Source organism: Brachybacterium sp. SGAir0954 (assembly GCF_005490785.1).
Classification (GTDB): domain Bacteria; phylum Actinomycetota; class Actinomycetes; order Actinomycetales; family Dermabacteraceae; genus Brachybacterium; species Brachybacterium rhamnosum.
In genome coordinates this window covers 1,103,649-1,125,536 of sequence record NZ_CP027295.1, presented here as the reverse complement: position 1 = coordinate 1,125,536, position 21,888 = coordinate 1,103,649, and the positions used below count along the sequence as shown (strand labels likewise).

General features: G+C 67.4%; 16 protein-coding genes. 7 read left to right on the top strand and 9 right to left on the bottom strand.

Going from position 1 to position 21,888, the window contains the following annotated elements:
• Positions 1 to 10 precede the first annotated feature (10 nt).
• A complete protein-coding gene (locus C1N80_RS04900; protein WP_137769758.1) occupies positions 11 to 568 on the bottom strand; it encodes a DJ-1/PfpI family protein in 558 nt (185 codons plus the stop codon).
• A 149-nt stretch (positions 569 to 717) separates the two neighbouring features.
• On the opposite strand from C1N80_RS04900, the gene C1N80_RS04895 reads away from it, so the two are divergent.
• Positions 718 to 2,610, top strand: coding sequence for a glycosyltransferase (locus C1N80_RS04895; protein WP_137769757.1), 1,893 nt, complete (start codon positions 718 to 720; stop codon positions 2,608 to 2,610).
• Between the two features lie 11 nt (positions 2,611 to 2,621).
• Here the strand turns inward: C1N80_RS04895 and C1N80_RS04890 are convergent, their stop codons facing one another.
• Genes C1N80_RS04890 through C1N80_RS04880 form a run of 3 tightly spaced genes read right to left on the bottom strand, consistent with a single transcriptional unit; the run spans position 2,622 to position 4,560 of the window.
• Entirely contained in the window at positions 2,622 to 2,990 is a 369-nt protein-coding gene (locus C1N80_RS04890; protein WP_137769756.1) for a response regulator transcription factor, read from the bottom strand.
• Positions 2,991 to 3,037: 47 nt separating this feature from the next.
• Entirely contained in the window at positions 3,038 to 3,781 is a 744-nt protein-coding gene (locus C1N80_RS04885) for a FadR/GntR family transcriptional regulator (protein ID WP_137769755.1), read from the bottom strand.
• A complete protein-coding gene (locus C1N80_RS04880) occupies positions 3,778 to 4,560 on the bottom strand; it encodes an SDR family oxidoreductase (RefSeq protein ID WP_137769754.1) in 783 nt (260 codons plus the stop codon). The genes C1N80_RS04885 and C1N80_RS04880 overlap by 4 nt, the downstream gene beginning before the upstream one ends.
• A gap of 75 nt (positions 4,561 to 4,635) precedes the next feature.
• On the opposite strand from C1N80_RS04880, the gene C1N80_RS04875 reads away from it, so the two are divergent.
• The gene (locus C1N80_RS04875; protein WP_137769753.1) at positions 4,636 to 5,427 is read left to right on the top strand and encodes an SDR family NAD(P)-dependent oxidoreductase; all 792 of its coding nucleotides are present in this window, start codon (positions 4,636 to 4,638) and stop codon (positions 5,425 to 5,427) included.
• Between the two features lie 21 nt (positions 5,428 to 5,448).
• On the opposite strand, the gene C1N80_RS04870 is transcribed toward C1N80_RS04875, so the two are convergent.
• Positions 5,449 to 6,210, bottom strand: coding sequence for a DUF6270 domain-containing protein (locus tag C1N80_RS04870; protein WP_137769752.1), 762 nt, complete (start codon positions 6,208 to 6,210; stop codon positions 5,449 to 5,451).
• A gap of 186 nt (positions 6,211 to 6,396) precedes the next feature.
• Here C1N80_RS04870 and C1N80_RS04865 point away from each other — a divergent pair, with 186 nt between their 5' ends.
• The 5 genes from C1N80_RS04865 to C1N80_RS04845 all read left to right on the top strand — a co-directional run bounded on the left by C1N80_RS04865 (position 6,397) and on the right by C1N80_RS04845 (position 16,614).
• The gene (locus C1N80_RS04865; protein WP_137769751.1) at positions 6,397 to 8,316 is read left to right on the top strand and encodes a glycosyltransferase; all 1,920 of its coding nucleotides are present in this window, start codon (positions 6,397 to 6,399) and stop codon (positions 8,314 to 8,316) included.
• Positions 8,317 to 8,325: 9 nt separating this feature from the next.
• Entirely contained in the window at positions 8,326 to 9,993 is a 1,668-nt protein-coding gene (locus tag C1N80_RS04860) for a hypothetical protein (protein ID WP_137769750.1), read from the top strand.
• Positions 9,994 to 10,185: 192 nt separating this feature from the next.
• Positions 10,186 to 11,439, top strand: a complete 1,254-nt coding sequence (gene wecC / locus C1N80_RS04855) for a UDP-N-acetyl-D-mannosamine dehydrogenase (protein ID WP_137769749.1) — start codon at positions 10,186 to 10,188, stop codon at positions 11,437 to 11,439.
• Between the two features lie 212 nt (positions 11,440 to 11,651).
• Positions 11,652 to 13,574 carry a glycosyltransferase gene (locus tag C1N80_RS04850; RefSeq protein ID WP_137769748.1) on the top strand — a complete coding sequence of 641 codons (1,923 nt, stop codon included), beginning with the start codon at positions 11,652 to 11,654 and terminating at the stop codon, positions 13,572 to 13,574.
• Positions 13,575 to 13,722: 148 nt separating this feature from the next.
• Complete coding sequence (locus C1N80_RS04845) at positions 13,723 to 16,614, top strand: heparinase II/III family protein (protein ID WP_137769747.1); 2,892 nt, start codon at positions 13,723 to 13,725, stop codon at positions 16,612 to 16,614.
• Between the two features lie 15 nt (positions 16,615 to 16,629).
• Here the strand turns inward: C1N80_RS04845 and C1N80_RS04840 are convergent, their stop codons facing one another.
• The 4 genes from C1N80_RS04840 to C1N80_RS04825 form a co-directional block, all read right to left on the bottom strand.
• Entirely contained in the window at positions 16,630 to 17,826 is a 1,197-nt protein-coding gene (locus C1N80_RS04840; RefSeq protein WP_137769746.1) for a hypothetical protein, read from the bottom strand.
• Positions 17,827 to 18,173: 347 nt separating this feature from the next.
• Positions 18,174 to 19,202 (bottom strand): hypothetical protein, encoded by a 1,029-nt coding sequence (locus C1N80_RS04835; protein ID WP_137769745.1) that lies wholly within the window; start codon positions 19,200 to 19,202, stop codon positions 18,174 to 18,176.
• Positions 19,203 to 19,249: 47 nt separating this feature from the next.
• Positions 19,250 to 20,101, bottom strand: a complete 852-nt coding sequence (locus tag C1N80_RS04830; protein ID WP_205750677.1) for a hypothetical protein — start codon at positions 20,099 to 20,101, stop codon at positions 19,250 to 19,252.
• A gap of 4 nt (positions 20,102 to 20,105) precedes the next feature.
• Positions 20,106 to 21,854, bottom strand: coding sequence for a hypothetical protein (locus C1N80_RS04825; RefSeq protein WP_137769743.1), 1,749 nt, complete (start codon positions 21,852 to 21,854; stop codon positions 20,106 to 20,108).
• Between the last annotated feature and the right edge of the window lie 34 nt (positions 21,855 to 21,888).

The following is a 21,888-nucleotide window of genomic DNA, read 5'->3' as shown; positions in this document are numbered from 1 at the left end:
GCAGAACGGTTCAGGCGAGGTGCTCCCCGATCGCAGCGGTGAACTGCTCGAGGTCCTCCGGCGTGCGTGAGGTGATGAGGGTGAAGGACCCCGTGTCATCCACCGCGACCGGCTCGTCCACCCAGCTGCCGCCCGCGTTGGAGATGTCGGTGCGGAGGGAGGCGTAGGAGGTGAGGGTCCGCCCTTCGACGAGGTCGGCCTCGACGGCGAGCCAGGGCCCATGGCAGATCGCGGCGATCGGGGTCCCCGCCTCGGCGAAGCCCTTCACGAGACGGAGCGCGTCGGCGTCGAGTCGGAGGGAATCCGCGTTGAGGGTGCCGCCGGGGACGACGAGCACCGCGTGCCCTTCCACGTCGACGTCCGCGAGGGTCGAGGTCGCAGGGACGGTGGGCCCGGGGTCCTTGTCCGAGACGAGGGTCCGGATGTCCTCCGCGTCGGGGGTCGCGACCGTGACGGCGTATCCGGCGCCTTCGAGGTACCGCTGCGGGGCGAGGAGCTCATCCGCCTCCACCCCGTAGGACGTCGCGATGATGAGGGCGCTCTTCTGGTCAGCGTTCTGCTCGTTCATGACAGGGCCTTCCTTCCGGTTCGATGTCCGTCGACTCTAGGAGAGCGCCCCGATCGCGCAACCCCCGGCCTGCACCGAACGCACGGCGGCCCGCTCTGGGCTACCATCGCGCGAGGGCACAGGGCCCTCTCGGCGGAAGGGATCCCCCCGTGAGGTCTGCTCTGATCATCGTGCTGGCGTCGGCGTACGGCCTTCTCGCCGTCTTCGTGTTCGGCATGTCCGGGGCGTTCACGCAGTTCGGCACCATGCTGTGGAAGGACGTCGCCGTCCTGCTGCTGACGGTCGTCGCCGCCTGCGCTCTCACCTACGTGTCCTTGCTGCTCATGACCTTCCTGCGCGAGATCCGCGCACCCCGCAGCACGGCCGGCGATCCGGATGCGCTCTCCTGGCACCTGCTGGTGCCGTGCCGCGACGAGGAGAACGTCATCGCGGAGACCGTCTCCGCCGCGCGGACCTCCTTCCCGGGCGCCCACGTGTGGGTCATCGACGACGCGAGTGAGGACTCCACCGCCGCGGTGGTCCGCGATCTGATGGTGTTCGACCCGAAGGTCCACCTCATCTCCCGGGTCGCGCCCGAGGCACGCACGGGCAAGGGCGACGCCCTGAATGCCGCCTACCGGATCGTCTCCGAGCACGTCGGCGATTCCCCCGCGGACCGTCACCGGACGATCGTGGGCGTGCTGGACGCCGACGGCTTCCTCTCCGACAACACGCTGACGCTCCTGGCCGGGCCGGAGTCCTTCGGCGATGACGAGATCGGCGCGGTGCAGCTCGAGGTGTGGATGAAGAACCGCGGCGACCGCCGCCCGCGCCCCGAGGACGGGCGGCTGCTGAACCTCGTGGGCCGGATGCTCGTGCGCATGCAGGATCTCGAGTTCCGCACCACCAACTCGGCGATGCAGGTGCTGCGCGTGCGCACGGGGACCGTCGGCATGGGGGGCAACGGACAGTTCACCCGGCTCACGGTCCTGGACACCATCGCCGAGGAGCAGGGGCGGCCGTGGGGCAAGAAGCTCTGCGAGGACTACGAGCTGGGCCTGAACATCCTCGTGATGGGGATGCGGAACCACTATGTGCGGGATGCGCACGTCTCCCAGGAGGCGCTCCCGTACACGCGCCGGCTCATCCGGCAGCGCACCCGCTGGGCGCAGGGCAACATGGAGTGCGCCTCGGCGCTGCCCGCGCTGCGGAGGAGCCGGGAGCTGAGCGCGGCCGGGCTGCTGGAGATCCACTACTTCATGCTGCAGCCGCTGGTGATGATGCTGAACCTGGTGCTGGTGCCGCTGCTGCTCGCCGTGGGTGCCGCCCAGCACGGAGCGGACTTCTGGCGGGGGCTGGACCCGCTGCTCGTCCTCGGCGCGGCGCTGCTCTTCCTGGTGCTGCCCTACGCGGTGTGGGGGCTCGTCTACCGACGGGTGAGCGGCGGCGAGGTCTCGATCCCGGCGGCGGTGGGCCTGGGCCTGCTGAACCTCGTGTACGTGTACCTGACGTACGTCTACTACGCACGCGCGGCGTGGCGGGCCGTGACCGGGCGGACGGGGTGGGCGAAGACGCAGCGCAACGCCGATGGCCGGGTGCTCGCACCGGTCGAGCTGAGCCCGGAGCTGCAGGCGCTCGCGCTGATCCTCCCCTCCCGGATCGAGGATCTCGTCGAGGAGCTCGAGGGTCGCTCGGACCTCGGGATGGACTTCGTCTCGGGCTGGGCGATCATGTGGCCGACTCGGCAGTCACGTCTCGAGCGCGCCGTGGCGGCGGAGGTCCTGGCTCCCGCGCGGGACGCGATCGGCTCGATCAAGGTGTCCTCCGCGATGGTGGGCGCCGAACGTCTGGAGCGCGCCGCCGCGCAGCTGGAGGCGGCCCTCGTCGACCGCGACATGGAGGCGGCGCGCGCGCTCGTGCCCGTGGTCACGGCGATCGGCCGGGACAGCGTGGACGTGGTCCGTCAGGAGATCTCGGTGCGCCGTGCGCTGCAGAGCACGGCGCACACGGTGGCGCCGGAGACCGTCACCGAGACGCGGATGGTGCCCGTGCGGCGCCGGTGATCGGGCGTGGGCTAGGCGGGGTCGCCGCCCTCGAGGATCCGGCGGAGGTCCGTGCGCAGCTGCTGGGGGCGGAACGGCTTGGTGAGGTACGCGTCAGCCCCGGCCTCCAGGCCTGATCGGATGTCGGCGTCCTGGGTGCGGGCGCTGAGCATGACGATGCGGCCGGTGGTCTCCGCACGGGAGCGGCGCACCACCTCGTAGCCCTCCATGTCCGGCAGGCCCACGTCGACCAGGGCGAGGTCCGGGGGCTCCGCCTCGAGCGCCGCGATCCCGTCGGCCCCGTTCGCGGCGGCGCGCACGGTGAAGCCCTCCTGCTGGAGCACCACCTCCAGGAGCCGACGGATGTCGTCATCGTCCTCGATCACGAGCGCAGTGGGCACGGGCGTCCTCCCCCGGAAGTCGGCATCGGTCGGGATCGACCGTCTGGTCACAGCCTAGTTGCCGGGTCCGTCCCCGCGGGCCGCTCCGTGCGGTCCACGATCTCAGCCAGGGCGTCCCGGGCCTGCGCCTCCTGCCCCGCGATGATCGCGCGGGCGACCTCGCGGTGCAGGGCGAGGTCGTGGGGATCGGGCGGGAGGTCCGCCCGCTCGTGGAGGGCGCGGCTGCGCAGGGCCTCCTCGATCACGCCGCCCAGGCGCACGAACATGCCGTTGCCGGAGAGGGCGAGCACGGCGGCGTGGAGGGCGCGGTCCGCTGCGAGGAAGGCGCCGGGGTCGCCGGCCGCGGCCGCCGCCGTCATCGCCCCCGCGGCGCCGGCGAGCGCCGCGACCCGCTCCTCGTCGCGGTGGCCGACGGCGCCTGCGGCGGGCTCCGCCCCGTCGCGGCCGACGGCACGTGCGGCGGCGGCCGCGGCCTCCGGCTCCACCGCGCGGCGCAGGGCCCGCAGCTCGTCCACCTGGACGGCGCGGTCCGGCCCGTCGAGCCGCCAGCGGATGACATGCGGGTCCAGCAGCTCCCAGTGCTCCTGGCCGAGCACGCGCAGGCCCACGCGCCGGCCGGCGCTGAGCATGCCGAGCGCGGTGAGCACGCGCGTCACCTCGCGCACCACGCTGCGGGAGGCGCCGGTGCGGGTGACGAAGCCGTCCACGGTGTCCGCGTGGCCGGTGGGCAGGTCGCCGCGGGCGATCGCCCCGCCCAGCTGGTCGAGCGCGCGGGCGAAGGCGGTGCTCATGCCTGGGAGACGGGCGAGATCACGAGCTCGTCCACGCGCACGTGGGCAGGGGCGTCGAGCACGTGGAGCACGGCGGCGGCCACGTCCTCCGGGGAGAGCATGACGGCTCGGGCCTCGGCGCCAGGGACCTCGGGGCGCTGCTCGAGGAAGTCGGTGGCGACGTCGCCCGGGCACAGGTGGCAGGCGCGCACGCCGTGGTGGGCCTCCTGCTGGTTCAGGGTGCGCACGAGGGAGCCGAGCGCCGTCTTGCTCGCGGAGTAGGCGACTCCCGCGCCGGGCTGGAAGGACCATCCGGCGTAGGAGGAGATGACCACCGCGATCCCCGCGCCCGCGGCGCGCAGGTGCGGCAGCGCCGCGTGCAGCGCGCTCGTGACGGCGCCGAGGTTCGTGGTGAGCACGGCCTCGACCTCGCCGAGGTCCTGGTCCTCCCAGCGGCGACGGGGCGTGTTGAGCCCGGCGGCGAGCACCACGCCGTCGAGGCGGCCGCAGCGCTCCACGACCTCCTCCGCGGCGCGGGCCACGGCGGCGGTATCGGTGACGTCGAGCGGGAGGGCGATCGCGCGCCCGCCGGCCGCCTCGATCGCGGAGACGACCCCGGCGAGCTTCTCCTCGCGGCGGCCGGAGACCGCGAGGGTCCAGCCGCTGCGGGCCGCGGCGATCGCGGCCGCGGCGCCCATGCCGCTGCCGCCGCCGGTCACCCAGAGCACGCGGGCGGGGGTATCGCCGGCGGAGTGTGCGGCGGGTGCGGCGTCGGACTCGGGGGCGGGGCTGCTCGTCATCACGCGGTCAATAGTATGCTTTTTCCGCGGGGCGGCCACCAGGGCGCTCCGACTCATTCGACGGAGGGTGGAGCGATGGAGCTGGATCTGCGGGACCGGGTCGTGGTGGTGACGGGCGCGGCCCGCGGGATCGGCGCCGTGATCGCCGGGCGCTTCGCCGCCGAGGGCGCACGGGTCGTGGCCCTCGACCTCGCCTTCCCCGAGCCCGCCGCCGGCGCGGAGCCCCCCGACGAGGCGGGCGCGGATCCCGCGCGCATCGAGAACCTCACCGTGGACGTCACCTCGCCGGAGTCGGTGCAGGCCGCCGTCGGCACGATCCTCGAGCGCCACGGCACCATCGACGTGCTGATCAACAACGCCGGCATCAACGTCGACGGCCCCGTCGCCGAGCTCGAGTGGGACCGCTGGCGCGCCTGCTTCGACGTCAACGTGGGCGGCGTGTTCCTCATGAGCCAGGCCGTCGCGGAGGTCATGAAGACCGCCCGGCGCGGCCGCATCATCAACGCCGCCTCGTTCGCCGCGATCGTGCCGAGCGTGGGCAGCGCCGCCTACGCGGCGTCGAAGGCCGCCGTGGTGCAGCTGACCCGCGTGCTCGCCTCGGAGCTCGGCCCGTACGACGTCACCGTCAACGCCTATGCGCCCGGCATGGTCCCCACCGCCATGAACGGCTTCGCGGAGATGCCGCCCGAGGCGCAGGACCGCCTCCTGGACACCCTGTCCCTGCGGCGCTGGGAATCGGCCGACGACGTCGCCGACCTGCTGATCTTCCTCGCGAGCGACCAGGCGGGCTACATCACCGGCACCCTCGTGGACGTCTCCGGCGGCAAGCTCGCCACCCAGATCCCCGCGCGGGCGTACGGGCGGTGAGCGGGGCTGCGCCGCGACGACTCAGACTGTCGACGACCGCTCGATGACCTTCTGCATGATCTCGTCGTAGACGCTCTGCGCGTAGTGGAAGGGGGCGGAGCCCCATCGATGCTGGGGGTCGGCGATGACGTGCTCGTCATCGATCTCGATGAACCCGAACCCGAGTTCGGCGAGCTTCTTGTAGTAGCGCTCGAACTTCTCGTTCGCCTCGACGGCGTTGATGCCCATGCTCGGAGGCGTCGGCTCTCCGTCCAGGCCGATCAGTGCCCAGGGAAGACGGATGACCACGGACCTCGAGAAGAGGTCGAGCTCGACAAGGAGATCTTTGAACTTCGAGGCACGAGCAGACCAGGCTTCGAAGTGCTCCTCTGCCCCGAAGGGGAGGTGCTGCCCGCCCTCGGTCACCGCCAGCGCCTGCGGAACAGAGATGAGGTCGATGCTGCGTGTGATGACGGAGCCGTCGTCGAGGACGTAGACCCCGTGGCGCTCGTCGGTGAGGTCCCACATGAGCACGTCCGTGGTGGGGGCAGCGCGCCGCAGTCGGGCTTCAAGATCCCCGGCGAAATCTGCTTCGAGCATGCGGCGCTGGAACCGATGCGCCACGTCCGCGTCGACCGGGAATCTGTCGGAGGCGTCGTGTCCGGAGGAGAGGAGTGACTGACGGGCGACGTAGTCGGCCACCGTGACGGCGTTGCCACCGGAAAGATCCACGGAATCTCGCGCCACGCAGCTCCCGTACACGGTGACGCGAAGCGTCTCTCCGCGGGTCGGCTCCTCGGCCACAGGTCTCCTCCGGGTGCAGTGCTGGACGACTCCGGTGCGAAGCCATCGGTCACTCTAATGCGATGACGACCCTCGGAAGTCCCGAGCGTGGCCCGCACGACAGCGCCCAGCCGTCAGCCCCCGTCACACCGGACCCACCACGACCTACGATGAGTCGACCCCGGCCCCTTCCTCCTGGAGACCTCAATGCCTGGAATCGGCACGTCATTGCAGACCCTGCGCACAGGCCTCTGGCACCTGCGCACCGGTGGGGTCTCGCAGCTCCGCACCTGGAACTCCCGACGGAAGATCGTGCGTCATGGCGTGGGGGACGGCCTCGGCAGCAGAGATGCGGAGGGGCGCCTCAGCTTCCCCCCGAAGCGCCTGATGGCGGCCGCACCTCACCTGCCCGAGATGCGCGCCGCGGTGATCCTCGACGACTTCTCGATGCTCGCCTGGTCCCACGAGATGTTCACCGTCGCCGTGACCCCGCAGGGGTGGCAAGAGCAGCTCGCTGCCGCTCCGGTGGACCTGCTGCTCGTCGAATCCGCGTGGCACGGGAACAGCGACGCCTGGCAGTACCAGCTCACCGGATCGGCCGCACCGAGCGCGCCCCTACGGGAGCTCGTCGACCACTGCCGAGAGCAGGGCATCCCGACGGTGTTCTGGAACAAGGAGGACCCGCCGCACTTCGAGGACTTCCTCGAGACCGCCAAGCTCTTCGACCAGGTCTTCACCTCGGACGTCACCCTTCTCCCCCGTTATCGCGAGGAGCTGGGCCACGAGGGCGTCGCCGTACTCCCGTTCGCCGCGCAGAGCGCCGTGCACAACCCCGTCCGTCCCCATCATGGCCACCAGGTGCGGGATGTCGCCTTCGCGGGGATGTACTTCGCTCACAAGTTCCCCGAGCGCCGTGCACAGATGGACCTCCTCCTGGGTGGAGCGTTGGACGCCTCACGCACGATGAGAACCGGTCTCGAGATCTTCTCGCGCTTCCTCGGTGACGACGAGCGCTACCAGTTCCCCGGCGAGCTCGGTGAGCGGGTCGTCGGATCGCTCTCCTACGACCGCATGCTCACGGCGTATCAGGCGTACAAGGTCTTCCTCAACGTGAACTCGGTGGTCACGAGCCCCTCCATGTGCGCGCGGCGGATCTTCGAGATCACTGCCTCGGGCACTCCCGTGGTCTCGACCCCGTCGCCGGCCATCGAGCAGTTCTTCCCCCCGGACGAGGTACCCGTCGTCACCGACCGCGATGACGCCGCGCACGTGGTCCGAGCACTGGTCCGCTCCCCCGAGCTCCGCGATCGCACTGTGCATCGCGCTCAGCGGAGGATCTGGAACGAGCACACGTACACGCATCGGACGCGACAGGTGCTGGAGTCGGTGGGACTCGGTGAGCGCGCCGGCAGGCTTGGACTCTCCGGCGCAGCCGGCCTCCCCAGCGTCTCCGCTCTTGCGGCGACGAATCGCCCGGGACAGATCGACCACCTCCTCACGCAGTTCGCGGGACAGACGGGCGTTCAGCGACAGCTGATCGTCACGACGCACGGCTTCGGGGCGGAGCGGAGCATCCTGGACCGGGCGCGCGAGCTCGGGATCGAAGACGTCTCGGTGCGCGAGGCCCCGCAGAGCTGGACCCTCGGCGCCTGTCTCAACGCGGCGGTCGAGCGAGCGGACGGTGATGTGCTCTCGAAGATGGACGACGACGACATCTACGGCCCTCACTACCTCCATGACCTGCTCCACGCGCGGGCGTTCTCCGGCGCCGACGTGGTCGGCAAGCACGCTCACTACATGTATCTCGCCGGCACGGACGCGACGCTGCTCCGATTCCCCTGGATGGAGCATCGGTTCACCGACCGCGTCATGGGTCCGACGATCACCGCCGGGCGCGACGTGTTCGGGGCACATCCCTTCGCGGACATCTCGCGGGGCGAGGACTCGACGTTCCTCTCCGATGTCGTGGCCGCCGGCGGCAAGGTGTATTCCGCTGACAGGTTCAGTTTCACCCAGATGCGCCATGGCGAGAGCGGCGGGCACGCGTGGTCGGCGAGCGACAGAGAGCTGCTGGCGAGCGCGGACGTCGCCTGGTTCGGCCGCAACGACGCCCACGTGATGGTCTGAGGTCGCTGCGTGACCGCGCAGAAGGTTCGCCGACGCTCCCCCTGGATACTCGTCGCTGCGGTGGGAGCTGTGCTCGCACTTCTGGTCGGCGTCGCGGTCATCGTGCCCCAGATTCAACACAGGCTCGCCCCCGATGGGTCGAACCACGCCTCGGCGACGACGACCACCCCACCACCGGCGGAGAGGCTCGACGTCCCCGGCTTCGACCCTGCCCCCGAGAGCCTGACGCTCGACCTTCCGGATGACGACGGCTCCGAGCCGGTGACCGTCTCCTTCGACCTCCCCGAGAATGCCGTGCGCTCCGGAGGCGCCATCGGGCTCAGCTTCGATGCCACCGAACTCGCCAACCCTCAGTGGGGATCCGCCGATTCGAACCTGACGCTCACACTCGGAGAGCTCGACGCCCCCGTGCTCCGGTTCGGCGGGAACGGAGTCGACCGCCGAATGTGGTGGACGTCCTCCGAGGAAGACGCCCCCGACTGGGCGGAAGCGACCGTCACCCCGGAGTCCCTCCGCGCCGTGGAGCGCACGGCGGAGACCATCGACGCGAAGGTGACACTGACCCTCGATCTCGGACATGACGATCCGGCGCGGGCGGCGGACATGGCGTCCTACGCCCAGGACATCTTCGGCGATCGCCTCCTGGCTGTCTCCATCGGCAATGAGCCGAACGGGTACTTCCACGAGAATCAGCCACAGCTCGCCGTCAGGGACTCGGACTGGGACCCCGAGGCGTACCAGGATTCTCTCCGCGACTACGCCGAGGCCGTCGAGCAGACTGCCCCCGAGCTCCCCATCGCCGGCCCAGGAGCTTATGACGCCCCGTGGTGGCGGGCGTTCGCCGAGGCCGGCATCAGCGATGAAGCAGCATTGACGATGCACTGGTATCCGTTGTGGGACTGCTCCGGCCCTCAAGGCTCGATCGCGAATCCCACCGTCGAGGACCTCACGTCTCCCGCACTGCGTCAGCAGGCGAAGATAATCATCGGAATGGGCAAGGACGTGGCCGATGAGCACGATCTGCCCCTGTGGATGGAGGAGACCGGCCCCACCTCGTGCCCGGGGACGAACGAGACCTCGAGGACGCACGCCCAGGCACTGTGGACCGTCGACTATGCCTTCAGCGCGATGGAGTCCGGTGTCTCCAGGCTCGCCTTCCACTCGACGCTGCAATCGTGCAGCGGTGGCGCTCCGATGAGCTCGATCTGCGCCACCGGAAGCTTGGACTCCCCCGGCCTCATCGTCGAAGGACGTTCCAGCTACCTCGCCTTGATGCAGCTCGCGCAGATGCCGGAGGGTCAGGTCCTTTCCCCCTCCACGAGCGGGGATGGTCAGATCAGCGTGCACGGCGTCCTCACCGACGACGGGGCACTGAGCATCGCGATCGTCGACATGCGCGATCCGACTGAGGATTCGAGCACCCGCACGGTGCAGGTCAGTGCTCCCGGGGGACTGCCGGAAGGCGCCCCTCGGGCATGGGCGCTCTCGACTGGATCGAAGCTTGGTGCCGCGTCGCTCTCCGCCGAGGAGAGCAGTCTCGCGGCTCCGGCTCCGATCGCAGGGGATCTTGCTGCGGCCTCCCTGGCTCCGGCAGAGCCCGCCACCATCCCGAGCAGCCCGGGGGAAGTGGCCCTGCTCCGATTCGATCAGGTCACGACGACCAGTGATGGCACGTGAACGTCAAGCAACCACCACACCAACATCAAGGTCCTGCCACAGCATTATTCGGGGCATGTGACAAAAACCGTGTCCCACGGCGTCACGGCAGGTGACCATCCGTCGCGTGCGATTGGTCGCACCCGCTACCGTAGGACCGACCTCTACAACCAGGTCGCAAACTTTCCCCCTCCCCCTTAGAGGAGTCCCCGGATGAGCCCCAACGTCCCCCTCGACACCGTCGCCGTCATCGGCCTCGGCTACATCGGACTGCCTACCGCCGCCGTGCTCGCCCAGGCGGGCAAGACCGTCATCGGCGTGGACGTGAAGCAGGCCAACGTCGACGCGATCAACGCGGGCAAGGTCCCCTTCGTCGAGGAGGGCCTGGAGACCGTGGTCGCCGGCTGCGTCGCGCAGGGCAAGCTCTCCGCGCAGATTGAGACCCCGGAGGCGGATGCGTACATCGTCTCCGTCCCCACCCCGTTCAAGGGCGACCACGACGCGGACCTCTCCTACATCGAGGCGGCCGCGAAGGGCATCGCCCCGAAGCTCTCCGGCGGCGAGCTCGTGGTCCTCGAGTCCACCTCTCCCCCCGGCGCCACCGAGTTCATGGCGGACGTGATCCTCGGGATCCGACCGGAGTTCACCAAGGAGCCGAACCTCCCGAACTCCCTGTACTTCTCCCACGCCCCCGAGCGCGTGCTCCCGGGCCGCATCATGATCGAGATGGTCGAGAACGACCGCATCATCGGCGGCCTGTCGGCCGAGGCCGGCGAGCTGAACCGCGACCTCTACGCGAGCTTCTGCAAGGGTGAGCTGCTCGTCACCGACGCCCGCACCGCGGAGATGGCCAAGCTCACCGAAAACGCCTTCCGCGACGTGAACATCGCCTTCGCCAACGAGCTCTCGATCATCTCCGAGCGCCAGGGCATCGACGTGTGGGAGCTCATCGAGCTCGCCAACCACCACCCGCGCGTGAACATCCTCCAGCCCGGCCCGGGCGTGGGCGGCCACTGCATCGCGGTGGACCCGTGGTTCATCGTCTCCGCGGACCGTGAGTACTCGAACCTCATCCGCACCGCCCGCGAGGTCAACGACTCCAAGCCCGAGCTGGTGCTCGAGAAGGTGCTGGCGAAGGCCGACAAGCTCAAGAGCCCCGTCGTCGCGGCGCTCGGCATCGCGTTCAAGGCGAACATCGACGATCTGCGCGAGTCCCCCTCGAAGGACATCGCGGTGGCGCTCACGGACCGTCTGGACCATGGCACGGTGCTGGTCGTGGAGCCGAACATCGAGGAGCTCCCCAAGGAGTTCGCCGGCAAGGACAACGTCGAGCTCGCCGAGCTCGAGGACGCCGTGGAGCGCGCGGACATCGTGCTGCTCATGGTGGATCACGATCCGTTCAAGACCTTCGACCGCGAGAAGCTGCAGGAGAAGGTCGTCATCGACACCAAGGGGCTGTGGCGGTGACCGTCGGCGCGGAGTCGGGCTCCTCGTTCCGGTGGTTCCGGGGAGGCCAGTCGAACTCCTCGCGGGCCGCTGACGAGGCCGAGGCCTCTCGACGGCTTCAGGTCGAGCAGCTGCTCGACGACGCTCGTCAGGCGGCGGTGTCGGAGGACGGCACCGAGGTTGCTCTGTCCCGGTTCCGCGAGGCGGGGGCTCGGTCCGGCTTCGATGGTGCCGTGCTCCTGGAGTACGCGCGTTATCTCATCTCGGTGAACCACGGCAGCACCGCGGAGGAGGTGCTGGCGCTCTCCCTCGCCGGGAACGGCGCACAGGTCGACGCGCTCGAGCTCTACCTGGAGCTCGTGCGGGAGCTGGAGCTCCCCACCGAGCGGGCAGGCTGGTCACTGGGCCGGCTCTCGGCCGACATCGCCGCCCATCCGCAGGAGCATCGGGGCGCGCTCGACTACGCGATCCCGCATCGGCTCTCTCCCGTCCTCGACACGGTCGAGGCCGGATCGGACAAGGTCAGCCGAGCCATCGTCGGGATCAACCGTGCCTATGTGGAGAAGTCCGTGTCGGACGAGGTGCTGGCCGAGCTCACTTCTGAGCTCGGGGAGAACGACCGGACTCGCGCACATCTCACCGTGGTCCTCGCTCGCGGCAACCGTGGCGTGGCCGCCGAGCTGCTGAAGACTGCCGCGCCGCAGGCCGTCCCGATCAATGCCCTGCGGCGAGCGATCCGACGAGCCCGGACGGCCGGCAAGCAGAAGCAGCTCGTGCAGTACCTGGAGTCCTACCGCGCCCTGAAGCCGGACGACGCGTGGGCCAAGCGTCTGCAGCACGAGGTGCAGCGGAGCGCGGTCAGCAACTACCAGCTCGGGAAGACCGGCTTCCCCTTCCCCAAGATGAAGAAGGAGCCGGCCTACGAGGCGAAGCAGGACCACGTCTTCTACCTGCTCCACAACTCTCTCCCCCACAACTCCGCCGGGTACGCCACGCGTACTCACGGTCTGCTCTCCGAGCTCAACCGCATCGGGTGGGACGTGGACGGCGTCACGCGGCTGGGCTATCCCTACGACATGCCCGGCAAGGGCGATCTCCCCGATGTCCCCCTCCACGAGGTGGTCGGCGAGGTCGATTACCGCCGGCTGCTCAAGGGCCGTGAGATCGAGAAGAAGAATCCGCTCTACGACTACACCGAGCGGTACTCGAAGTCTCTGCTCGAGCTTGCGAAGCAGGAGCGCCCTGCGATCATCCACGCGGCGTCGAACCACTGGAACGGGCTCACCGCGGTGAAGACCGCTCGCCAGCTCGGACTGCCCTCGATCTACGAGGTCCGCGGCCTCTGGGAGGTCACGCGAGGGTCCCGCAATCCCGAGTGGGCGAAGAGCAACATGTTCCAGTACATCGCTCGCATGGAGGCCGACGCCGCGAAGGGTGCCACCAGGGTCTTCGCGATCACGGAGGCCCTACGCGCCGAGATGATCGATCGCGGTGTCGAGGCCGAGAAGATCAGCGTGGTCCCGAACGGCGTCGACACGTCCCGCTTCACGCCGATCCCCCGTGACGAGGAGCTCGCCAGCGAGCTCGGCGTCTCGGGGAAGACGGTGATCGGCTACGTCGGTTCTGTGCTCGACTACGAAGGCATCGAGCTCATGCTCGAGGCGGCCGAAGTTCTCAACCGCTCGCGCGAGGACTTCCACGTGCTCATCGTCGGCGACGGCGCGGAGCTGGAACGATTCCAGAACCATGTCCAGGAGCACGACCTCGAGCACGTCGTCACCTTCACCGGCCGCGTGCCGCACGAGGACGTGGAGCGCTACTACTCGCTCGTCGACATCACGCCCTTCCCGCGGCTCCCCCTGCCGGTGTGCGAAATGGTCTCCCCGCTCAAGCCCTTCGAGGCGATGGCAATGGGCAAGGCGGTCGTCGCCTCCGACGTCTCCGCGCTCAAGGAGATCGTCACGCCGGGCCTGAACGGCTACCTCCACGAGAAGGGCAGCGCCGAGTCGCTCATCGAGCAGCTCACGATCCTCCTCGACGATCCCGAGCACACGCGCCGCATCGGCGACCAGGCACGGGAGTGGGTCGTGGAGAACCGCGACTGGATGCAGCTCGCCCAGCTCATCGCCCGGACGTATGCAGAGCTGACTGACTGATCGCCCCGCGCCTCGGTCCGCTCGGCCCTCGCGGAGAACGCAAATGTGCGAGGATCGAGCGGATCATCCCTTGAAGGCACCTGCAAGCACCCTTTCCCAATTCTTAGATGCCGGGTCGATGAAGACTCGCTCCGCCACGAGGTAGTCCATGAGCACCCATATTTCCGTCGCCGCAGCGGAACGCCAGGCTTTCGGCGTTCACTTCAATCACTCCTCAAGAGACGCCACCCTTGCACGGAGCCTTAAGGAACGCGACCTCGAGCTCAAGCCGCACCCAATCTGGAATATTCCAGAAGTCATCGACTGGAATGCGGACCCCTTCGGCGACCTTAATTGGCGTGCGCAGTTCCATATGCTGCGCTGGATCGACCCACTCCGTCGCCGTGCAGAAAAAGGAGACACCGGAGCTGGCGCCGCGTGGCAATCGATCGCGAAATCCTGGGTGGATTGGGACAGCCGTAACAGTGCACGACTCAAGCCAGCATGGATGGACATGGTGGACGGCATTCGGGCGCTCGCCCTTTGCGCAGGCATCCCGTTCATGTCACGAAGGCAATCGACTACCCCCACATGGCTGACAGACAGCATCCGCACCCATGCCGACTGGCTGTCCGATGCCTCCCATCTGGGGCATTCGAATCACGCTCTCCATCAGCATCAGGGATTACTCGTCTGTGGCGCTGTCCTCGGCGACCAGGCGGCCATCGCACTCGCACAGAGCAGACTTGAAGAGCTCTACTCGACTGCTTACGACGACCAGGCGATCAATTCCGAAGGGGCCATCGCCTACCATCTGTCGAACTACAACTGGTGGAAGGACGCCCGCCGCCGACTCGAAGTCGAGGGGATCGAGGTCCCCGCCAAGATGGAAATGCTTGACTCTGTTCCCGTCGAGCTAGCACATGCGACGAAACCGGACGGCCGCTTCGTCGGCATCGGAGACACCGACGGCGGCTCACCGAAATATATCGACCATCCTGCGACCAGGTGGGTCAGCACTGCTGGCGCAGACGGAGAGCCACCGGAAGATTTGATCCGGATCTACGATGCTGGCTACCTCTTCGCGCGCAGTGGTTGGGGCGACCAGGAACGGGACTACGCCGACGAGACCTACTGGTCGGCTTCCTTTGGCTCCGCGAAACGGGTTCACGGTCACCCTGACGGGGGATCGATCACTTATAGCTCGATGGGCACCGAGTGGATCACCGACCCCGGCAAGTTCCAATACGGCTCCAGCGAGATGCGAGACTTCTGCGTCTCCCGTGCATCCCATAGCCTCCCGGCCATCGATCGACCGTACGATCCTGCATCGTTTGTCGCCTGCACCCGACGCGAGATCACCGACAGCTACTACGACGTGACCTTCACGGACTCCGGGTATCAGGGCGTCACAGTGACCCGAAGGGTCGTCTACTCGGTCACCGGGGAGTACCTCGTGGTCATCGACAACGTCGCATCCACAGACGAATGCACAGCGGTTCAGAACTGGCAGTGCGGTCCCGGCGTGAGCGCCACTCCCGTCCCCCGCGGCTACGCACTGAGCGCGGGCGATGCTCATGCAGCGGTTCTCTTCGCAGGGTCCGCTCCACGTCGGGAAGCGGTCAGCGCGCAAGAGCGCCCGACAGCAGGCTGGGTCTCGACGGGTTGGAAGCAGAGGGAAGCAGCACCTGCACTTCGTTTCACGAAGACGGGTCGGCGGTTCCGATTCATCACCCTGGTCGCCGCCGGATTCAAGGGGCATCAGCCGACCCTGGAGACGGTCGAAGGAACCCCAGCGGGTCAGATCCGTCTCCGCGTGGACTCCGGTAGGGTCGCCGAGCAGATCGTCATAGCGAAAGATGGCGTTAGTTTTGCTCCGTATACCGCGGACACGAATGTCAACGTGAAGGCGCCAACAGAGGCGAGCGATCTTCCTGAGCTTGACGCTCTGGACCATGAGACCCGCGCACGGGTTTTCACACTCACCCGACGCGCCCGGAAAACGGCATGGGACTCACCGGATGCCGCTACGCGAGGATCACTCGCGCGCGATCTGGAGAACTACCTTGGAAAGTATTCCGTCCCCCGCGGGATTGATCTCGGTCTCCGCGCGACGATCAGTGACCTTCGGTGCATCTCGCACGCCAAGGTCGATCGTCGCGAGGTGCTCAAGCATCGGCCGGGTCTCATCAACTGGGAAGCGAAGGACTCATTCCGAACCTCGCACGTCAATGCCCCGACGGCAAGCGTCTATGGGGCGATCAGTGATCTTCCGCCGCTGAACCGGCCCACCATGGTGACGTACGCACTCGGATCGCTCGTACTGCCTGCGCTGGTGACGCCTGCCTCCGGAGACACCCTCACAGTGATGCTGCAGACCGCTGTCGACCGGGCCAGGACTCATCTCCCCCTTTTCCAGCGGGTTCGCTTCCAGGGGGAGCTCGGCGCCGGCCCGTTTGTCGCATTCGCGGATCCCACGCTGGATCTCTCATCGGAGCTGCGGCTCGGATGGTACCTCGGGGACGAGGAGATCGACCTCCCCAAGTCAATCGCCAAAGCGATCGTTAAGCTCGGCCAGCATCTCGGGACAGAAAAGGTCGTCATCCAAGGCGGCTCGGGGGGTGGCTTCGCCGCACTTCAGATCGGCGCACATATCCCTGGAGCGCACGTCGTCGCGGCGAACCCTCAGACTGATCTTCGTCGATACAACGCCAAGGCGTACCGAGCGGCGATGGTCTCAGCTCTCGGCCGGAAGGATGTTGGCAACAAAAGTGAACTGATCCCACGGATCAGCGTCATGCGCCGCTTGCAGGACCTGAGCTCGCAGCTCGATGTCACACTTGTCATGAACAGCGGCGACGTCTACCACGAGCGAAACCATGCGGCCCCCCTTCGAGAGGCCGCGGAGCACCTCGACGGCGTCACCATACGGGACGTGTCGTTCGACTTGGGCCCCGGCCACAAGGGCCTCTCGAACGATCTCTACGGGCAGGTCATGCTCGCCGTGTACGAGAGGATCGGCACCGTTTCACCGGCCCTCAGTTCCCGTGCGGATGGATGAAGACTCCCCACTGCTTCAAGGGTTCACCACTAGGTCGTACCGAATCTCGTTGACCGCGTTCCCTGCGATGACCTGACGGATCTCGATCTTCCAGTTCGTCGATGCGGCGATCTTGAAGGTGACCGCCCAAGACCCCGACTCTGCGTCACAGATCGAAGTTCCGATCAACCGAGGCTCGCCTGCGCCGGACAGCCAGATCTCTATCGTCGATCCGGGGGTACCGGTACCGGTGAACTGAACCGATCCTGCAGTCAGTTCCGCTCGCGGCAAGGGGCGTCGCAAGTAGAAGAATGGGGTGCTTCGGTCGAAGATGTTGCTGTTAATCTTCACCATCTCGCGCTTCACCCGTGCGACATCTAGCCGGGCATCGGCGAGCCGGAGGATCTGGGGCTGAGTACGGCGCCACGTCAATCCGAGAGTGGGAGGGGCTTCACGAAGAAGCTCCACTGCAGAGACGAACTCCTGATGATCAATCCCGAATCGTGCGAGCTGATCGCTCGCAAGAGGGGCCAGGTCACCCGCCGCACCGATATCGCGACTCCGTTCCGCATAGCCTCCGTCTGCCTGCTCATGAACGAGATACAGCCAGGACGGGTGGGCGCTATCGGCAACTTCGTACGCACGGCCTCCGATCGAAGGTGCCCGTGACAGCCATTGCGTGTGAGAGGTCCGCATGGCTCGAAGGACGGATGCTGCAGTCCCGTAGAAGGTTGTGTTCACCGGGTAACTGGGCATCTTCCGCGACCCCATGCGGAGGCGCGGCGCATCGACAGCCAGGCCGATCAGGGTGCTCGCGATCTGAGGACCGGCGAACTCCTCGTCAAAGACGTCAAGGTGCGCGTCGTGAAGGTCCGTGGTGATCGCATCGTCATCATCCAAGAGCTGGACGTGAAGGCGAGCACTCGATGGCGCCGCCGTGATCAGAGCCTGGCGCATACCTCGAGAGATCTGTGTCGAGTCGGCGACGAAGATGAAGGTCGCGATGCCGCCCAGCCCTCGACGGCTAATGATCTCGTGCAGAGAGTCAAGAGCCTCTCCGGGCACGTCCTCATCGAGAATCAGGTACCAGACGATCGATCTTCCCCGCATTGCGGAGACGCTTGACGCCGTGACGACGTCAAAGATACTGAGACGCACCCGCCACCATTCCAGGTCGTAGACGCCTACGCCCATGCGGGTCAAGATGACGGTCTGCTGGGGAACGACAGGCATGAATAAACCCTTCGGAAGCACCGCAGAGCGGGCTGAATCGGAAGCGGACGTCGCATTCAACTAATGAGGACCAGGAGTGATCGCGGTCGGAGCGCTCACCCAGCGTAGCCAGCGCATCGCGTTGGTCGCGCACCCGTCCGGATGGCCGCCGTGCCCACGGCCAGCGTCCTGGTCGGCGCCGCAGTAGTAGACAAGAACAGTTCGCGGCCGATGCCGAGCTCCGTAGAACCGCTGCACCCACAAATCAAGGCAGGCGATCAGAACGCTGAGGCAGCAACCTCTCACTGTCCCCACTGACGAGCGACCGTTCATCGGCGTGGCGGGATAGCTCAGGAACGGGTCGATACTCACTCGTCCGCAAGAACCGCGATGAACGTCGAGCTCGTCCCGTGGACGAGCAGCGGCGCCGGGCCCTGGTTGTCGACCGCCAGGACGAACTGCACCCTGTCGCCGCAAGGCTCCTCGGGGAGGGTCTGCACCTTGTTCAGGGATCGAACGGCGTGATGGGTCGTCTGGTCCACGTGGGTGGCGTCGCGGATGAGATCAAGGCTGTCGCAGAGGTTCCCGTCCTCGTCGAGCAGGTCCGCGCGGAGGTCGATGTCGAACGAGCTCCCCCGCTCGTCGGTCTGGGACTCGGGGCACAAGGTCTGTCCACCTTCACGGGATCCGTTCACGATGGTGCAGGTCGTCACGCGTAGTGTGCTCATCACTCGCAGCACCTCACGGGAGTCGGCGGGCAGAGGCATGACATAGCGGAACGTGGCGCGACGTTCACCCGGTTGGATCACAACCGGGAGACGATCCTCGCTCGGCACACTGACCGCCTCGTCCACCGGCTTGGCGGTCCAGGTCACCTCCGCGTCAACTGTGGTGCCCGCAGCAGCTGCCGACTCATTCGGTGAGCTGAGCGCCACTTTGCATCGACGATCTCCTGTCTCCTCCGCAGCGAGCAGGAACTGATTACTCAACTCCACCGGCTCGCCGGAGACTAGGTTCTGTGTCCCTCCTACGCCTCTTGCCGTCTTCGGCTCGGGCCCGGTGCAATTGAGCGAGAAGCCGAAGTACATCGCGTCCCCCGGAGATCCGGACGGCTTCTCCGTCTTGATGTCGATGGTGAAGAGGTACTTCTTCCCCGACTCCACAGGCACTGCCTTCGCCGGCAAGTCGATCGTGTTCGGCACCGTCAGGCTGACTGAGTCCTCGACGACGACGGGCTCCTCCGAGGGGGAAGGAACCGTCGGGCTCGGAGTCGGAGGCTCCGGGGAATCCGGTCGTATCAGCACGAGCGATCCCACGATGAGCGCCACGACCGCGAAGGCACCCACCCACACCCATTTCCAGCGCACAGTGCGGGTTCGCTCGCTTCTCGGGCTCATTTCTTCCTTCCTGCGCGCGAGCCATGGCATTCGCCACGGGCTGTTGTCTACCGAGGGGAAGTATCGGCAGATGTCGGTACCTGAGCGTTCGCCAGCAGGAGCTCGTAGGGCGAGAGCGTCACGAGCCGCCCCTGGTCACGCAGCTCGACGATGTGGTCGAGAATCGCGATGACCTCGTCGAGCGTGATCTTGCCGTCCATCCCCAAGCGCGACGGATGCATCATCAGCTGGAGCCCGCGGCGCTTGCGGACCACGGCATCGATGCGCCGACAGATCTCGTCCACGCTCCGGGTGTCGAGGGTGACGTGCGCGAGACCGTCACGAACCTGGCCGTCCAGGATCCGTTGGGAGGTCCCGGCGACGTGCCCCGAGGCGACGGCATGGTGCGCGAGGATCATCCGCCCCGCCTCCGTCATCCAGTTCTCCGGCGTGGACCCCTTGTCGAAGCCGGCGTAGTCCTCGCCAGGAATGCCGGGAGGGTTGAAGCCCCACAGCTTCCCCTGCGCGCTCGGCAGCTGCTCTCCGATCTCGCCGATCGCCGCGACGATCTCGTCGTGCAGATCAGCCGTGGTCGTCACGCCTCGATGGGACGAGCTGTGGTTCCAGATCTCGACATGACCCTGACGGATCCAGTCGTCGATCTCCGAGTGGAGCACGCCCCGGTTCTCCTTGAGATCTCCGTTGCGCGGGTTGTACGCCTGCGACACGGTGATCCCGCGGTCCACGGCCAGCGGGAGGAGATGCTCCGCGAAGTTGACGAGTCCGTGATCGAAGCGAAGTGCCACCGCCGCGAGACCACCGGTGTCGATCGCGCCGCCGAAGGCATGGACGAAGGCCGTCCGGTGGATCTCGTGGCCGATGGCGGCAGTAGCAGCGTCGTACGCGCCCGTGGGCACCATTCGATCAGCGCTCCGCCCAGATCGAGCGCCGGATCGTCTCGAGATTCGCCACGTGGTCGGGGATCCCATCGAGGACGTAGGCCTTGTTCAGAGTCGATTCGTGACCGCCGTTCCCCTCCCCCGAGTGGACGATCCGCTCGAGATCGGCCATCACGCTCGGCTCGAACCACTGCTGCCACGCGGTGCGCTCGTGCAGCAGACGCTCCATCGCGCCGGGCGAGGTGTCCCAGGTGCGGATACCCCGCTGGCGGTTCGTCGTCGTGGACTCGGCGAGCGTCGCCTTGTAGTACGGCACCTCCTCCCATTGCGGAACGAGAGCACGGGACAGAGCCTTCTGCATCACCTTCCCGAGGCGCTGCTCCGGCGTGAGATCGAGCGAGGCGCGCACGAAGACAGGGTTGAGCAGGAGCACGAACGAGCCGTAGGTCAGCTGCGCGTTGATCCAACGGCGGAACTTCGAATGCATCTGGAACACGTTCAGCGCCGTCGCATCGGTATGCCCGAGACCGCGGGTGAAGTCGACCTGATGTGCAAGGAACTCCAGGACCGCGGGACGCGAGCGTTCGGTGTTGGAGCGACCGTTGAACGCGGTGCCCACACGATCAATGGGATGCGGGAGACCCCGCACGATCTTGAGGATCTGCTCCGTCGAGTAGTAGATGCCGTGCATCACCTCGCCGTTCGCCCCGCCGATGGTCAGCCGTGCCCGGGCCGGAGGCCGCCGGACAGCCGCCTTGAGATTGCCCGGCGCGAAATCGCCGTCCCACATCAGCATCGCCTGGGAGAGACGGTCCTCGATCGAGAACGTGGAGAGTCTGGTCGGGCTCGGCTCCGTCACCCTGTGGGTGAGCCCGCGCTCCTCCAGCGAGCGCTCCTCCTCGAGCGATGCGACGAGCTGCCGGGCGATGTCGACCTCGCCCTGCAGGGTCCCCACTGTTTGCACCATCGCCGGTTTGCCTCCCGCCGCCCAGGCGGCGGCGGTAACTCGGGAGTCCTGTCCACCGGACAGGTGGACCACCGGGGACTGGACGGCGATCTCTCCTCCGTTGGCGGTGAGCACAGCGAGGGAGTCGGCGACAGCTGCGACGTCCGGCTCGGTTTCTCGGTAGCCGTAGAACTCCTCGTCCGTCGCGTAACGGTGACGGTGCACAGCACCGCTCTCGGTCACCGTGATGACGTCCGCGGGCCCGAGGCGCCGCACTGCTGAGATCGGTGACGCGTCCTCCGGCCAGAAGCCGACCTGCGACAGCACGTCGCAGCCGTACATGTCGACCTCGAGAGGCAGATCCACGAACAGCGAGACCATCCCGATGTGGTTGCCGACGGCGAGGAAGTGCTGATTCTGGACGACGTAGGAACGGCCGAAACCGAACAGGTCGTTCCACGCCTGGAAGGTGCCGTCCCTACGCATCTCCATCCCGAAATACCCGGGCTGGACGGAGGCCCGCCCCCCGTCCGTGCGCAGGGTCCGGCGTGCCCACTCCTCCCACGCCGGCTCCTTGACCTCTTCGGTGAAGGAGACCGGGGGCTGGGAGAGGGAGATCGTCCCCTGATCGTCGTCGATCCAGGTCGGGGCCTTCCACGTCCCGGCCGCCGCCTGAGCGTTGACCATCGCGCGACCGTCGTCGACGTGCGTGACGGCACCGGTCATGTCATAGGCGTCACCGCCCAGTTCCAGAGCCTCCTCCCACAGCGACGGGAGCAGGTGCTTCCCTCGAGGAGACAGGGCGACGACCCCACAGTTGATGTTCACAGCGCGACACTCTCCGAATCCGTACTCGACGTTC

What these genes read in the sequence shown, in the direction of transcription:
- C1N80_RS04880 (WP_137769754.1), bottom strand. Translation starts at nt 4,560, where the DNA reads ATGACGAGCAGCCCCGCCCCCGAGTCCGACGCCGCACCCGCCGCACAC.
- C1N80_RS04875 (WP_137769753.1), top strand. Translation starts at nt 4,636, where the DNA reads ATGGAGCTGGATCTGCGGGACCGGGTCGTGGTGGTGACGGGCGCGGCC.
- C1N80_RS04900 (WP_137769758.1), bottom strand. Translation starts at nt 568, where the DNA reads ATGAACGAGCAGAACGCTGACCAGAAGAGCGCCCTCATCATCGCGACG.
- C1N80_RS04885 (WP_137769755.1), bottom strand. Translation starts at nt 3,781, where the DNA reads ATGAGCACCGCCTTCGCCCGCGCGCTCGACCAGCTGGGCGGGGCGATC.
- C1N80_RS04830 (WP_205750677.1), bottom strand. Translation starts at nt 20,101, where the DNA reads ATGGTGCCCACGGGCGCGTACGACGCTGCTACTGCCGCCATCGGCCAC.
- C1N80_RS04840 (WP_137769746.1), bottom strand. Translation starts at nt 17,826, where the DNA reads ATGCCTGTCGTTCCCCAGCAGACCGTCATCTTGACCCGCATGGGCGTA.
- wecC (WP_137769749.1), top strand. Translation starts at nt 10,186, where the DNA reads ATGAGCCCCAACGTCCCCCTCGACACCGTCGCCGTCATCGGCCTCGGC.
- C1N80_RS04865 (WP_137769751.1), top strand. Translation starts at nt 6,397, where the DNA reads ATGCCTGGAATCGGCACGTCATTGCAGACCCTGCGCACAGGCCTCTGG.
- C1N80_RS04845 (WP_137769747.1), top strand. Translation starts at nt 13,723, where the DNA reads ATGAGCACCCATATTTCCGTCGCCGCAGCGGAACGCCAGGCTTTCGGC.
- C1N80_RS04835 (WP_137769745.1), bottom strand. Translation starts at nt 19,202, where the DNA reads ATGAGCCCGAGAAGCGAGCGAACCCGCACTGTGCGCTGGAAATGGGTG.